Raw genomic sequence first — 13,802 nt, forward strand, 5'->3', positions numbered from 1 at the left:
AGGTAAGTTATTGGAGACATTCGATCATGTAGTGTTGACACAAGCAGACATCAAATGATATTTGAATTTGTCCAATATTGGTTATAGAATGAGTTCATAACCTAAATTGAAAAAGGAGGAAAGGAATATGAAAAAAGGGACTTTAATCGGGCTAATAGCTGGAGGGGGTTGTTTGCTTCTCCTTCTTTTCTTCGGAGGGCTATTCTTTCTTTTTAACCTGTTCTTAAGTTTTGAATCAGGAGGATCTGGCGAGGAAAGGATCATCGAAGCTGGAGTTGATGAAGTTTCCATGGCCCCATATATAAGGCTACCACTCAACGTTGATGAATTTGTTCAGGAGTATGAGTATGCTACAACACTCACTACGATAGAATTCGAAAGCGAACCCATCCCAATGCCTGCTCCAAATCAATTTGAAATCACAGAGAGTCCTGGACAAGGAGTTAATTTCATTGAAATCCTTAGTGATACCCCTACGTCTAATGAAATAGAACAGGCTACTGATGAAGAAATCATGACCGGCCATCCTATGAATGATGCCAAAGAATTTAATATGAACCTCAATATGAAAGATAATTCACTAAGGCAAATTTCTTATGTAGGCGGGGAGCTTGAGATCGTAACTTTTGTAACCGTTTGCGATGCTCTAGACATAAGATCACGTTTGGAAATATCCAACCTTATCATTGATTTAAATGAGGCTATTCAGAACAACGAAGCTTCGTTTGAAAGACAAATAGACTTCGATGATTTAACAATTGATTTTAGTTGGAATAGAGGAAGCATAACCTCCTATTCATTCAAGGGGAAATAATCATGAGAGAGCGAAGGGTAGAGGAGATCCTTAGGAAAGTAGTTAAATAAAAAAGACCGGACAGAGGGTACGCTGGGAAAAGCGCGGCCATGTCCGGTCTTTTTTGATGTTTGGTCTCCGTATCTCTATAATGATCTATTCTGGATCAATGGTTTCATTTCCTTCTGAGTCATCTATTTTGGTGAAGTATAGGTCTTCGCTCTGTCGCTATCCTTATACCCCTTGGTCGTTGGATCTTGCACTACGCCCAACATCGCAAGTGCCACTAGAATCGCATCGACAATCCCCAAGACAACCTCGTTAATGTGTGAGCTCCATTGGAATTCAATCGCTCCTGCATCTGCTAATCCACTCACAATCAATTGTCCGATCAACAGAACCTGTGCTACAAAACCCAATACCCACTTCTTGTTCTTAAACCGTACTCCCCAATTAATCCCCATTTCTCTCATCTCCCTTTTGATTTTAATTAGCCTTTTTTCGTGAACACAAAGGCATTGATTCCAAGTTTCTTCAACTTTTCTAACTGTTCTTGAGCATTCTCCCTGCTTGAAAAGGCCCCCGCTTGAATCGCGAACAACGTGTCGTCTTTCTCACCTTCTTTCGGCTCCGGCTTCTGATCGTTTGCTCCTGACTTGTACTTGACTCCATAAAACTTACAGATACCTCGACAGATGTCTGATGCGGTCTCCTTCTGGAAGTCTTTGTCGATCATGAGCAACGCTTCTCTTTCGTAATCCATAAATCCACACTCGACTAAAATTGCTTTCATGCTGGTTTCGCGTAACACATGGAAGTTCGCTTTCTTTATTCCACGATCTTTTTGACTCGTCCCTTTTAGAAGTTCTATGTGCACAGCTTTTGCTAACTCTAAAGTGCTTTTTGGAGCACGCGGGTAGACATACGTTTCCACTCCAGATGGATTGGAGCCGGAAAAGGAAGCATCGAAGGCGTTGTAATGGACGCTGATATAAGCATCTACCTTCTTTCTATTCGCTAAGCTTGTTCTAGCTTTCAGGCTGTGATCCTGATTCCCTGGAGCAACTAGCAACGTCTTAAACCCATTATGTCGAAGCTCCTTGTCAAGGTAATAGACCACCGCCCGATTGAATTCATTTTCCTTAATCGATCGCTTCAAACTGGAAATATACGGTGTTCGTTTCCCTGGTGTACTCATTCCGTGCCCGTCGTCCAATGCAATGTACGCATGTGCCATACTAATCAGCCTCCTATTCCAATATTAGCGAAATGAAAAATAGCGCTTATGATGCCGCCGATTACTCCAACGACAATAGGCGCTATAAACATGGTCTTCACAATCTTTTTTGTGTCTTCCGCTACCTTGAGGGCTTCTTTGGCAATTCTCAAGGCCTCCTTGCTCTCTTCTTCTGTCTCCCTCGCTCGATCCCAACTTCCTTCAAGGCTCTCCAACCTGTGCTCGATCCGTTGTTGTCCCTTCGCCATCTCTTGTATCAGATCGAACATCTCCTTTAGAGAGATAGTCACACCTGCTTCATTCAAGTCGTCCCCTCCCTACTCTTCCTCGGACCAGACACTCATCAGCTTACTACAAGCCTTTTTTGTCGCTTCCTCTTTGGTGTCTGCTACGATGCCAAGATCTTCGAACTTCTTCAAAAAGAGCTTGTATACAGTACGTGTAGTCAATTCGCCTGTTTCTCCATCGGTTTCTGTCACCTCCTCGGTTCTAATCATCGCAACTTCATGTGATTCGAAGTTCCCTCCATCCTTGGGGTCCATCTCAATGTAGACCTCCTCGGTTCCTTCCAAGTCGTACACATGAAATTCTGGTGTATCCATCTATCCACCCCCTTTCGTTACTCACCTAAGGTTCGTTTTGTGAGTGCATTGTATCGGTATTCGAGGTTGCGAACGCGATCAAACAACCGTAGACCAGTATGAATCGCATTCGTTTTTCCTACAGCTATCTGGATTTTCTCTTGATTTCCCGATACAGAAAAAGACACCGCTCTCACGATGTCCGTTGTTTCTTGCCGTTTCAATATCACTCTCACCTTGTCTCCAAGTTGAAAGTCCCTACCGTATCGAACAGCTTCAGTCTCTTGGAATTCAAACTGGAATGAGGTTTGTTCAGCATATTCAGAGAGACGTTGATGGGCGTATTTGACTAAGTTCGAAATTTCTTCTCCGCTGTCAGGGTCTTCTCCTGTGTATTCTTCAAATGACTCAATTCGCCCATACATCCTTTTAGAAGGTTCGTCTCCTGTATGAACAAAAACCCGATTCACCCCTTCTCCTGAACCTGCTACTTGAACCTGATTCGCTTTGGGGCGTATTCGCTTGTAGGTATATGACACTATCGTTCCAAGGCTCATTGACATCACAGCGTTACCAGCAAGTTCGGGTTCCACTGTTTCAAATCGAACCTCCCAACCATCAGTGTTCAGATATTGCCGACAAAGGATATGAAGCGGGTATCCTCTGTACTCACTATAGTCTGCTATTCCCTGAACAAGTGAGAGCATCGGTTCTCCACGAGCTCGAGATTTCTCTTCATTTGGAATCAGATAACCATTATTATTGTCGATACAATTAAGAAAATGTAACCTTCTAGCATCCTTCTCTTGGCTCTGCCCAATGTTATCCACCACAAAAGAATGGATATGGTTTGATGCTAAACGATCTGAGCTATTTCCTTCATTCGGGTATTGATCGGTATGGTAATTGGTATTACTATCGGGGTACAAAGACGAACTCATTTTGGGACTCGCCATATATTTCGGATGTGGAAGCGCAAGGTTATTTTGAATCCAGATCATATCGCTCGCGCCATAAATGACGAGGTATTCACCCTTTTCGGATACCTCTTCATCTGCGTCAACAACTGGGCCAGAAATTACAAACGATCCATTTCGTTCAATGTATCCCCCGCCGATTCCACCATTGTTCGGATCTTCCAATAGGTCAGAAAAAAGTTCAGCACCATCGGATTTAGCATCCAGTTTTAGTGTCCACTTTGAAACTTCGTTGTACTTTAGTTCAATTTGTAATGAGATGAATTCATCTATCTCACCTATGAACTGAAAATCCTTGTTCCGGATTTGTATACGCCAATTCGATTTCAATACTTCCTACACCCCCCAATAAGGAAGTTGGTACTCTACTTCTAACTTCGAGTTTGCATCCGATCCACTCAAGAAGCTTAAATACACACCCCAACTTCCTTGTGGGAGAGAGAAGAACTCATTGTAGGTACTGTGGATGTACTTATACAGGCTCGTACCATCATCATAGAGGATCGTTTTTTTTCCTGGCCTCATATCGATCAGAACATACCTGTTCGTAGGGATCGTAAGGTTCAGCCTCAACCGATGATACACTTCATTGCTCCATGATGGGGTCAACATCACGGTAGGATACGAACCAGGTCCGTACACCCTCAGAATAGGCCAGATTTCATCATCCCCTGTATTCTCTACCTTCACCCAGTTCCAATCACGATTTCCGATCCAACTATCAAATCGATCTACTTTCACTCGCTCTCCATACCACATGGGGTCAAATGCCTTGAATTTCAAAGAGACTTTTTTCTGGAATCCGTATCTGCTTCGCGTTTGTTCTCCTTCCAAACCATTTAAGTATCGACACTCCAGTTCTCGCTGTTCCCCTTCAGGGTACTGGCAAACTAGCGAGAGCGGCTGATTCACGATAGTCGATGTTAATTTCCTCAATTTCTCCTTCAAGTCTTCCTCATCGAACCCTTGAACGGAAACTGTACGAACGACATCCCTAGGCTTAACATTCGTAAACTGATAGACAGAGCCATGTTGAGAGTGGGTCTCATACTCGGCAAACTCAATGGGAGGAGCATCTGAACCGGAATGAGGCAGGACATCACGGTAACCATCGCGTCCGTCTAAATAGATAAGTGGCTCAGGTGGACGAGTGATAATCTCTCCTGACTGCTCCGTCCATGTAACTTCGAAATCATCCACCGCCATCAGATTTCGACCGTGAACGGGGCTTGAATCCCCTGCGTCCCGCTTGAATTCAAATACCAATTCGTACGTCCTCCCAGGAGTAAGCGTCAACGATTCTTCCCACCACTTCCCCCATGGACAGCCCCACTGATTGTAAGCATATTGAGATGTCGCCCGATTCGGGTTGCACCATTCAAATCGCTTCCAAATGTCGCCGTTGATGTAGATCCGATATTCCTCAAACAAGTCATAGTAAATCAAGGTATCCGGTACATTCTCCCCATACCACTGTTTCGACTTGGCGATATTCCCATATTGACCACGTTCAGATTCTGCTAGGTTCCACCATGTCACTTTCGCATTATTGACGTTATGCGGGACAGAAAACGCGACGGAAGAAACCGCATTCTCATTATTTCTAGTACTTCTATTATCAGAACGAAACATATGTCCTTCCGTTGTTGGTTTATCTCCGAATCCTCCATCTCGGTTCGATACCAACAAAGTCCGATACCACTTTGCACTATCTCTTGGTTCTGGAGGGGGTGGGTCAGGGTCAGACCTGTCTATTCTATCGAGTGTAATGGATCTCTGGATTCGAATTTTATAATATCTCTGACCGGAGCTGATGATGAGGATGCCTGCTAAGTCAATATAACAGTCAAAAGACACCGTTTTGGTTCCATTGGAGTTATGAGAGACAGTCTTCCTCCACTCATGAATCTTTTTGCTTTGCCCCCCGTTTAGATTTGCCATCCCCGCCGCTCGGTGATAGTCCGTATGACCGTCAATTCCGATTTTACAGGTCTTTGTCGCGTTTGATTTCATATCAAAACTTGCATGAAGGCTCTCCCAATACAACTTGGCTGTTATGGTACTCGTGTTGTTTGACTCACTTTGAGTTGCTGACCAAACGAGCCTCAACCGATACCCGCCACCCCAACTACGCGTCTCAATGGATGTTGATAATGTACCACTCGTAGCCACTGTTTCACCTCCCTATAGATTCTTTTGTTCTCTGACAGTAAAGAAGGAATCATGATTCGAACTTTCGAAGTCCAACGAATGGGTAACGGTACGATTCGTTAGATTAATATCACTTCTTGAAGCTGTCGATATAACCATCCGTGGCTTTCTTGGGATGTTGTAGGAAACAATGAGATCATCGATGTATAGAGCATCAAATGAATCTGCTGTACGATCATGGTTAAGATAGTACACCACCAGAAGGTACTCTTCTCCTGCTGATAGTTGAACCTCAACATCTTCCCACTCTCGTGCTATCCCTGACACTTTACTCTCCCATATTTTCGCGGCGTTCAAGGTGATCGCACAGTCATCTTCAGAATCAAAAAAAACCGATAAAAGTAATGTCGGATTGATCGCCGTAATCGGTATAGAAAATGATATGGATGCTGCTCCGCCAAACTCAGCTTCGGACTGATATCCGTAACTGTAGTATCCCGACCTCCTCTGCCTCTCTGTCCTCGTGAATCCATATACCTCCCCGGCTGCTACATCGGAGACGTTGAAAAACGGATCGTAAGACTCATTTTCAAAGTCAAGGTACTTCACGATATCGGCCTTAGGTAATCCAATCACCGAAGGGTCATCTTCCTCTTCCCAAGAAACCTTGATTTCATCTATCCATACGCTTTCTCCATTCGTTGATGAAGAGCGCTCGTGAATAAATTGCAGGATATGACTTCCTCTTGTAATCGCTCGGTATTCAGACTCAATGAACGTATAGGCAACTTCGGATTGACCCCCTCCAAGCGGAAGTAGTAAGTCACCATTGAGAGTGACATTTAAAATATCACTAGGGTCCACACGGGATGTATCAGCTTGGAAGCTCAAGGTGATGCTTTTCGCATTCTCTGGCACATTGAATGTCAGGAACATCTCTGCACCCTCTGACACCCCTGAGCCTACAGGGGTAGATAGATAGCCCATATCTCCAGTTACCAAGTCGGTAACCCCTCGGAACCACTCATCTTCAACTACTTCCACCCCGAAAAAATCCTCTTCATCGTACTCCGTGGTCCCTTCACCCAGTTCTAGTTGGGCGTTTCGGAACCATACCGTTCCTGAGCTTTCTACATCAGGGGCCTCCGCTTCAAGAAGTACCCGTACTAATTTAGTTCCTGCTGGAACGAATAGGTTTTCAGAAGTAATCCGCTCAAACTCCTCATTTTGAAACTCGGTGATTGTTGTGTATGTCTTGGTATCATCTTCATCATGCCAAGAAATGTATATTCTACCTCTTAAGTCACCTGAGTTTACCTGAACCTTCGCCTCGACAGACAGGCTAATAGTGATTTGTTCTGGTATTTCAAGTGATTGATCAATCGAACACAATGCACGGTCAGACGCTGATGAAATCGTGATCATCTGAGCATTCTCGGTCTCATCAAAAAAATAATCCTCAATAGAATTCGAACTCCCGTTCCTCGTCCATCCATCTACGATGCCGTCTTGATCTGTGTCTGCATTCAATGACGGATGCTGAAGAATGTTTTGAAACCCTGTTCGCTTCACTATGTTAGGCATGGACTACCCTCCTCACCCATGAAGTGATTCCATTCGACGAATTGATTCAACGACTTGGCCTCCAATATCATGATCCCCTCCACCGTGAATGTGGATCTGGTAGTTCCGCGTAATGTTTGTTGTTCGTCCCACGGAACTACCCCCAGGCTGAACTATTTGCAACCCAGCTACAGAAGATTCGTTTGCCTCAGACATAGACGCTTTCGCCAGCTTCGCCCCCATCCGTGATACATCGGCGAGCTTTCGTTCCATCCCCTTTTCGTAACCCATGGCCGTGTACATCCCCAACTCCATTGTTTTTCTCGATGGCGATTGAATTCTCATCGTACTCTTGATCGCACTCCATGCAGAATTGGCTATGCTTTTCGCCGCGCTCCAAACTCCATATTTTCCACTAAGTATTCCTGACGCAAACCCACTTGCTACACTAAATCCAAGACCATGAACTCCATTCACACGAAGATTCGACCTTGCAGCTCCTGAAACTGAGCGAGCAGCGCCCCCAGCTCTCCCTTGTCCGCTTGCAATCCCTGCTGAGAATTGCCCACTCGCTCGTTTACCTCCCCCACCATCAGTTGTACTTCCCAATGCACTAGAAGCTGTACTAGAAATGCCGTATGCCGCTTTTCGAACAAGCGGATTTCGGCTGTTTATCCCGGATGAAAGTTGACCACCCGCTCGTTTACCTCCTCCACCGTCAGTCGTTCTGCCGAGGCTGATTTCAACGGCTCGTCTCATCTCTTCGGCTTCTCTCATAATCTGTTGTTCGCTTGCTGAAAGTCCTCCAGCCATAGAGCTTCCTGTCTGTTGACCTTGTTTCGTGAGATCGACTGCAGCACCATCTTGGAGTAGCTTTTCAACTCCATTCATGAATGTCTGTAGATCAATTGTTCCGCTCTGTAGCCCTTGCAACAAAGTAGCAACCGAGTGCTTCCCTTTCGATTCGAGATTAACTTGAACCCCACTTTCGATGTCGAGACCAAGGAGACGAGAAGCTTCTCTCAGGTCAATCGCTTTCGACTGCATACCTAGACGCAGTGTCTCAATATTTTGTTTCCCTTTATCAGAAAGATCAAAGGTCATTCCTAGCTGGAGCTGACTTCGGAAATAGGCGTAAACCGCATCAAAGCTATAGGTTCCGTTTTTCAATCCGAGCGCAAAGTTTTCTGCAGTAACTTTTCCGTATGGTCCCAAGTCGATCTCCATTCCTGATTCGAGATCCAGCCCGATTTGCTTCGCGATACTGGAGATATCCTGCCCTTGCAGACCTTGTGTAAAGGACTCAATCGCTTGTATCCCTTCGGCAGTGAAATCTCCTTCTCCATAAATCGTGCGTAACTGACTCATATGAGCAACCGCAATGTCTCGTGAGTCATACTGACCGGATTCGAGCCCTTCAATAAAAGAATTGATGGAGACCTCACCTTCTGGTCCAAGGTCGATTTTCATACCTTTTTTCGTTTCTACTGCCAATGTGCTTGCAACAAGCTGTGCTTTTTCGCCTCCGGATAAGAGCCCCTCTGTCAAAGCTTCTATGGATTCAGTTCCCATATCTCCATATTTCTCAATAAGTTTTTGTTTCGATTTCTCTACCTCATCAGCCGCCTTCTCGGATTGTTCTTTAATTGATTGGATATACTCTTCGTTTGCTTTTTTGGTTCTCTCTTTTAATTGTTCTTCGCTCTCCCCGTGACCCAAATAATTGCTTGTGTTCTTTTCAGCCATCTCTTGCCCATGCATATCGTATAAGTGAGCCTCATCTGATAAACTCTTCTCTAATTCTTCATATCCTTTCGCCCGTGCTTCCTTTGCCGTTGCAAGCATCGCTTTCTCGCCCTGCTTAACCATTTCAAGCTTAGTTTGATATCCTTCTTCGGTTAATTTTCCATTTGCAAACGCCTTATCCCACGTTTCTCTCTGGCTATCCCCCCAAGCTTTCACTGACTCTGTCGCTTTTTTGTAAGCAGCCTCAATGTCTTGAGCCCACTTCTGTGCTCCATCCGCACTAATCTTCCCTTGTTGACTCTGGATTTTTTCCATATATCCTGTAAGGTCATTTAGATTCTGAGCGAACACCTTTGTTTCCTTATCTAAATCCCTGAAAGCTTGCTGATAGCTTTTCGCAAACTCAGAAGGCATTTTTTGAATATCCCCGCCGTATTCAACAAGCCCCGTCCGGATCACTTCCTGAGCCTCTTTTACCTTCCGCATTTGCTGATCAACAACTTTTAGAGCTTGCGAAGTAAGTTGTTCAACGACAGGACGCACCTCTTCTGGAAGCTTCCCTAGTAGGCTAGCAGATGCTTTTTGGATCTCTATTCTATCCTCATTGAGTGCAGCCGAAATTTCTTCTCCCATCTGAGAAAAGATAATAACAGTCTCATCCACTATCTTTTGTGCTTCCGCTCCTGATGCCGTACGTAATTTACCAAGGTTGACCATTGCTTGATCACGGAGATCCATATATCCCTTTGCCGCTTCTACCGTACCCTCCGAAACCCCTTTCCCAAACCGTCTCGCGTTGGTCTCTGTTTTCTCCATTTCCTTCGAGACCTCTTGATTCGCAGCCACAAGACCACCAAAGACAACAGACGCTCCCGCAAGTGAAGCTGTCAATGGATTTGCAACAGCAATGATCCCTGCGATGGCTGCACCTAGGGCGAGAAACCCTGCCGTTGCCGCCGCGAAGATAGCAATGGACTCTTTCGTACTTGGGTTCAAGTCGGAGAACCACCGGACCACGCCTTTAAGCCCTTCCGCAAGTTCTTTGAGAATGGGCAGAAAAGCGCTCCCTATCTCAATCTGAGCAGTTTCGAAGGTACTCTTCAGTTCCTCGAGAGTCCCGTTGAGGTTGTTCATCCGTTCTGCAGCAACCTCAGCCGCTGTAAATTTGGACATCTGGGCATTCATGTTCTCGATACCTTCCGCTCCCTCTTTAAAAGCAACGTTCGCAGCTCGAATCGCATCCGAACCGAACATGATTTCCAGTGCCGCATCTCTTTGTTCATTGGTCAAGTCGGCCAGCGTTTCGCTCAGTATCTCTGAAATCTCAGCAAAGCTTTTGATCTCACCCTTCGCATCATAGAAGGTGTTTTTTCCCTCTTCTGTGATGATTCCGAGCTCTTCCATCTGCTCTTTTGCTGCTTTAGAGCTTGGAGTCAGGTTGAGAAGCATTGTTTTGAGCGAGGTACCTGCATCCGAGCCTTTGAGACCGTTTCGTGCAAATGCGCCCAAAGCCGTCGCTGTGTCCTCAAAGGATAGCCCCGCTCCATTTGCAACGTTTGCTACCTGACTCAAACCCTGACTCATTTCGGACACATCCGTTGCAGAGGCATTCGCAGCTCCTGCCAATAAATCAGCTGCATTGGATACAGACAGACTATCCTCTTTAAAGGTGTTGAGAGCAGTCGAAGCAATCTGAGCCGCATCAGCTAACTCAATTTCTCCTGCTGCCGCTAAATCAAGGGCCCCAGCCAATCCGCCTCCAAGAATATCTTTGGCCGAAATTCCTGCTTTCGCTAGTTCTTCAATCGCTCTTGCGGCCTCACTCGCGCTATATTTCGTTTTCGCTCCCATGTCCAGTGCCAACTGACGAAACTGTTCCATCTCTTCGACAGATGCCCCAGTTACAGCTTTAATCCCGGACAATCTTGCTTCGAAGTCCGCTGCTTTCTTCACTGCCGATCCAAGAGCAACTGCTATGCCCGCAGACATCCCAGCCATGGCCGCCCCCGCTTCAAGGGAATGGCTTCTTACAGAAGACCAGCCTTTCTTTAGTCGAGATAACCGCGAGGTCTGCTGAGCAAGGTCACGATTTACGCTATTTAGACTTCCTTCCATTCGCGAAAGAGCTGCTCTTGCCTTATTGAGCTGGACTTCTAATTGTTGCGTTTGTCTTTTGTCCCTCCCTACTTCGCGGGAGTACTTCTCATGCGCCCGTGCTAATAGGTCTACCTTCTGCCTCTGCACAGAAATCTGCTTGGCGAGGGATTTCGACTTGAATTCAAGCTGTTCTTGCTCTCCACCAAACGCTTTCGCTTTCGCCGATCCTGCGTCAAACTCCGACTTGAGTACACGCATGTTCCGATTGACAGCTGATACACCCTGCTGAAACTTCCGGTAGTCCAGCGATATGTCCGCGTGAATATTTGCTATGGTTTGATCCATTTTCTCACCTCGCCTTCGCTCCTAAGCCTAAGATGCCTATTTCATCGATGTACAAGGGTTTCTCGCCTGACTCTTCCTTGTGTTTATGTGCGCGTATCTCCATGAAATAGGCGATATCCATACTGTCGATCTCATGCATTTTGTATCCTGCATCCATCAGGTGCAGGTACATATCCTTGACTGCATCCTTCAGGCTTACGTCTTTTTTTTATCCCCGCCTGTCTCTGTGTCTTCCAAGGGACTGAACACCTGATTCATGATGCCGTAGACAATAGCCCATGACTGATCAATCACCTGTCGTGCGTCTGAACCCTCCTCGTATTCCTCTGGAGTGAACTGTTTGTCAAATACCTCGGAGATCACTAGAAACAGCTCATTCAAAAGCTCCTGCTGATCCTCATCTATTCTCTTGTGAGCTCCAGATAGAATATCTGCTTCTCTTGAACTTTCAGGGAGTTTTTCCGTCAACTTTTCAACGTTACTCAGCTTCTTTAAAAATTTCTGTTGTTTATCCACCAAATCCACCGCTCGACGAAACATCCGTCCGCTAATAAAATCCGTGGAATACGTTTTTCTCTCTCCATCCAATCTCAACTCAATTTTCAACATCGAACTTGCCTCCTTTGGAATATGTAAAGGGAGGTCGTCGCCCCCCTCTTTGTTATGCAGCAACCGTATCCGGCTCAATGACTTGAGAGAACCATAGATCTTTCAGCTTGAAATCCTCATCGGATGAATCTCCCTCGATCATCCAGTTGTCATCGTAGTTTCGCTTCACAAAAGTTCCTTTGATTTTTGGATGCTGGAACTGAATCCCGCCTTCCTTGGTCTTCCGCTCCATCTCTGCCGTCTCAAAACGACCTTTGTATAGCCAAACGAATACCTCGGAACCATCCGCCTTCGCTGAACGGAACCCAAAGGCAACATAGGGTGAAAGGTCGCCTGCATTCTTCACCAACATCCCATTGGTATACGTGTGGCCCATCAGCTTCTGATACATATCCAACTTGAGGGAGTTGACCTCAATTTCCACACTAATCTCACCAAACGCGGTAGCCGTTTCTACCGGGCCATCATCCCCGTAGTCCGTAACAGTTTCCACTTTCGGAGCGATTTTGGAATTCACGGCAGTAGCAATCTTAAAAGGAGTTTCGTAAGCCACTCCCAGCGCATCGTCTTGTGTAAGTGGAGCCACATATAAATCCCTTAAACCAACTAAACCAGACTGTGTTTGGTCTGCCATTCCCTATTCCCCCTTTAATATTTTCCCGCGATATCGCAACACCTTCTGAAGAACCTTCGTCTCCTCCTCATACAAATCCATAGCAAGTGTACGCTCAAAATTTAATCCTGCCATCACCTTGTCCACTTCCATCGCAATCGGCATTTCATCTCCCATATTCGACTCTCTCACCCAAATGGAAATTTGAAGCTGGATCTCATAGGAGGTTGCCTCGTCATCTGCATAATCCGTATCACTCTGATTGAGAAAGAAAAACGTAATATATGGATAGGTGCTTGATGAGCTTTTGAGGTAGTCGATCCGCCCATCCAGCAATGAAAAAAGCTCCTCGTTATTCCGAAGAGCTTGATAAATGATCGGCTGAACATCGATCATAGGCCGATCCCTTCCTTGATTTCGATTGCGATGACATCAATGATTTGCGGAGCCGCTTCATCTGCGCTCACTCCAACGAATGGCCGAGGCGACATCTTGGACGTGCCAAACTCGAGGAAGAAACCATAGAAGAATTCCTTTGCAGGCCCCACTTCCACAAGTTTCATTCCCCTTTTCACCTTCACATCGGAGCGTACGATGTTATCTATGAGATGCTCGGTGTGCCTTTGAGATGGGCCAGGTGCATTTCGAGTCATCGTTTCCTGAAGAACATCTCCGCCCGCGCGAAGAGCCTTGTTTGCGACCATCGCTCCTCGCCTACCTAGCTCCTCCAGCTTCCCCATCATCTCTTGGATGCCGCTGACACTCATCTCAGCCACTGATTTCTACCTCCTTGCACATGATCTCCATGAACCGCTTCCTGCCTCGAATGTCATCGATCACCGACTGGATGTCTAAAATGTGATCCTTGTATTTGATCCTCAGATCCGTAGTCGTCTCTTCCCGATGTCGGATGGTCACCCTCGCTGTTCGTTCCGCTTGGATAGCGGCGGCTTCGAAGTACTCCCTTCCTTTCACCCATTGCACTGATGCCCAAACCGTATCAAGATCTACCCATACTACTTGGGTATTCCCTCGATCATCTCGGATCGTTTCTTCCTTCTGTAATGTGATCCGGTCACTCAGTACGCTG

Annotated in this window: 15 protein-coding genes; 1 reads left to right on the plus strand and 14 read right to left on the minus strand. The window is 45.9% G+C overall.

The window, feature by feature from the left end:
- The first annotated feature begins 127 nt into the window (after positions 1-127).
- Complete coding sequence (locus tag AC6RGY_RS16280; protein WP_499864834.1) at positions 128-814, plus strand: hypothetical protein; 687 nt, start codon at positions 128-130, stop codon at positions 812-814.
- A 173-nt stretch (positions 815-987) separates the two neighbouring features.
- Here AC6RGY_RS16280 and AC6RGY_RS16285 read toward each other — a convergent pair whose 3' ends face one another.
- From AC6RGY_RS16285 to AC6RGY_RS16350, 14 genes are all read right to left on the minus strand, one after another.
- Positions 988-1,257: a phage holin gene (locus AC6RGY_RS16285; RefSeq protein ID WP_499864836.1), complete on the minus strand. Its 270-nt coding sequence runs from the start codon at positions 1,255-1,257 to the stop codon at positions 988-990.
- 26 nt (positions 1,258-1,283) lie between these two features.
- Entirely contained in the window at positions 1,284-2,030 is a 747-nt protein-coding gene (locus tag AC6RGY_RS16290; protein ID WP_499864838.1) for an N-acetylmuramoyl-L-alanine amidase, read from the minus strand.
- A gap of 5 nt (positions 2,031-2,035) precedes the next feature.
- Positions 2,036-2,335: a hypothetical protein gene (locus AC6RGY_RS16295; RefSeq protein WP_499864808.1), complete on the minus strand. Its 300-nt coding sequence runs from the start codon at positions 2,333-2,335 to the stop codon at positions 2,036-2,038.
- A 12-nt stretch (positions 2,336-2,347) separates the two neighbouring features.
- Positions 2,348-2,632, minus strand: a complete 285-nt coding sequence (locus tag AC6RGY_RS16300; RefSeq protein ID WP_499864840.1) for a hypothetical protein — start codon at positions 2,630-2,632, stop codon at positions 2,348-2,350.
- A 17-nt stretch (positions 2,633-2,649) separates the two neighbouring features.
- Positions 2,650-3,918: a Gp37-like protein gene (locus AC6RGY_RS16305; protein WP_499864842.1), complete on the minus strand. Its 1,269-nt coding sequence runs from the start codon at positions 3,916-3,918 to the stop codon at positions 2,650-2,652.
- 6 nt (positions 3,919-3,924) lie between these two features.
- The gene (locus AC6RGY_RS16310) at positions 3,925-5,760 is read right to left on the minus strand and encodes a phage tail family protein (RefSeq protein ID WP_499864844.1); all 1,836 of its coding nucleotides are present in this window, start codon (positions 5,758-5,760) and stop codon (positions 3,925-3,927) included.
- A 12-nt stretch (positions 5,761-5,772) separates the two neighbouring features.
- On the minus strand, positions 5,773-7,323 hold the full coding sequence (locus AC6RGY_RS16315; RefSeq protein ID WP_499864846.1) for a hypothetical protein: 1,551 nt from the start codon (positions 7,321-7,323) through the stop codon (positions 5,773-5,775).
- 12 nt (positions 7,324-7,335) lie between these two features.
- Positions 7,336-11,490 carry a phage tail tape measure protein gene (locus AC6RGY_RS16320; RefSeq protein WP_499864849.1) on the minus strand — a complete coding sequence of 1,385 codons (4,155 nt, stop codon included), beginning with the start codon at positions 11,488-11,490 and terminating at the stop codon, positions 7,336-7,338.
- Positions 11,491-11,494: 4 nt separating this feature from the next.
- On the minus strand, positions 11,495-11,662 hold the full coding sequence (locus AC6RGY_RS16325; RefSeq protein ID WP_499864851.1) for a hypothetical protein: 168 nt from the start codon (positions 11,660-11,662) through the stop codon (positions 11,495-11,497).
- 23 nt (positions 11,663-11,685) lie between these two features.
- Entirely contained in the window at positions 11,686-12,099 is a 414-nt protein-coding gene (gene gpG, locus AC6RGY_RS16330) for a phage tail assembly chaperone G (RefSeq protein WP_499864852.1), read from the minus strand.
- 52 nt (positions 12,100-12,151) lie between these two features.
- The gene (locus AC6RGY_RS16335; RefSeq protein ID WP_499864854.1) at positions 12,152-12,733 is read right to left on the minus strand and encodes a major tail protein; all 582 of its coding nucleotides are present in this window, start codon (positions 12,731-12,733) and stop codon (positions 12,152-12,154) included.
- Positions 12,734-12,736: 3 nt separating this feature from the next.
- Positions 12,737-13,108, minus strand: a complete 372-nt coding sequence (gene gp17 / locus AC6RGY_RS16340) for a tail completion protein gp17 (protein ID WP_499864857.1) — start codon at positions 13,106-13,108, stop codon at positions 12,737-12,739.
- Complete coding sequence (locus tag AC6RGY_RS16345) at positions 13,105-13,479, minus strand: HK97-gp10 family putative phage morphogenesis protein (protein ID WP_499864860.1); 375 nt, start codon at positions 13,477-13,479, stop codon at positions 13,105-13,107. The genes gp17 and AC6RGY_RS16345 overlap by 4 nt, the downstream gene beginning before the upstream one ends.
- Position 13,480: 1 nt before the next feature.
- A partial coding sequence (locus AC6RGY_RS16350; protein WP_499864858.1) for a phage head closure protein occupies positions 13,481-13,802 on the minus strand: 322 nt, incomplete at its 5' end.

The organism is Mechercharimyces mesophilus (assembly GCF_059818345.1).

Bases quoted from the DNA above. Each gene is read 5' to 3' on its own strand.
- gpG (WP_499864852.1), bottom strand. From the start codon at position 12,099: ATGTTGAAAATTGAGTTGAGATTGGATGGAGAGAGAAAAACGTATTCC.
- gp17 (WP_499864857.1), bottom strand. From the start codon at position 13,108: ATGATCGATGTTCAGCCGATCATTTATCAAGCTCTTCGGAATAACGAG.
- AC6RGY_RS16280 (WP_499864834.1), top strand. From the start codon at position 128: ATGAAAAAAGGGACTTTAATCGGGCTAATAGCTGGAGGGGGTTGTTTG.
- AC6RGY_RS16335 (WP_499864854.1), bottom strand. From the start codon at position 12,733: ATGGCAGACCAAACACAGTCTGGTTTAGTTGGTTTAAGGGATTTATAT.
- AC6RGY_RS16285 (WP_499864836.1), bottom strand. From the start codon at position 1,257: ATGGGGATTAATTGGGGAGTACGGTTTAAGAACAAGAAGTGGGTATTG.
- AC6RGY_RS16300 (WP_499864840.1), bottom strand. From the start codon at position 2,632: ATGGATACACCAGAATTTCATGTGTACGACTTGGAAGGAACCGAGGAG.
- AC6RGY_RS16320 (WP_499864849.1), bottom strand. From the start codon at position 11,490: ATGGATCAAACCATAGCAAATATTCACGCGGACATATCGCTGGACTAC.
- AC6RGY_RS16290 (WP_499864838.1), bottom strand. From the start codon at position 2,030: ATGGCACATGCGTACATTGCATTGGACGACGGGCACGGAATGAGTACA.
- AC6RGY_RS16345 (WP_499864860.1), bottom strand. From the start codon at position 13,479: ATGAGTGTCAGCGGCATCCAAGAGATGATGGGGAAGCTGGAGGAGCTA.
- AC6RGY_RS16325 (WP_499864851.1), bottom strand. From the start codon at position 11,662: ATGTACCTGCACCTGATGGATGCAGGATACAAAATGCATGAGATCGAC.
- AC6RGY_RS16315 (WP_499864846.1), bottom strand. From the start codon at position 7,323: ATGCCTAACATAGTGAAGCGAACAGGGTTTCAAAACATTCTTCAGCAT.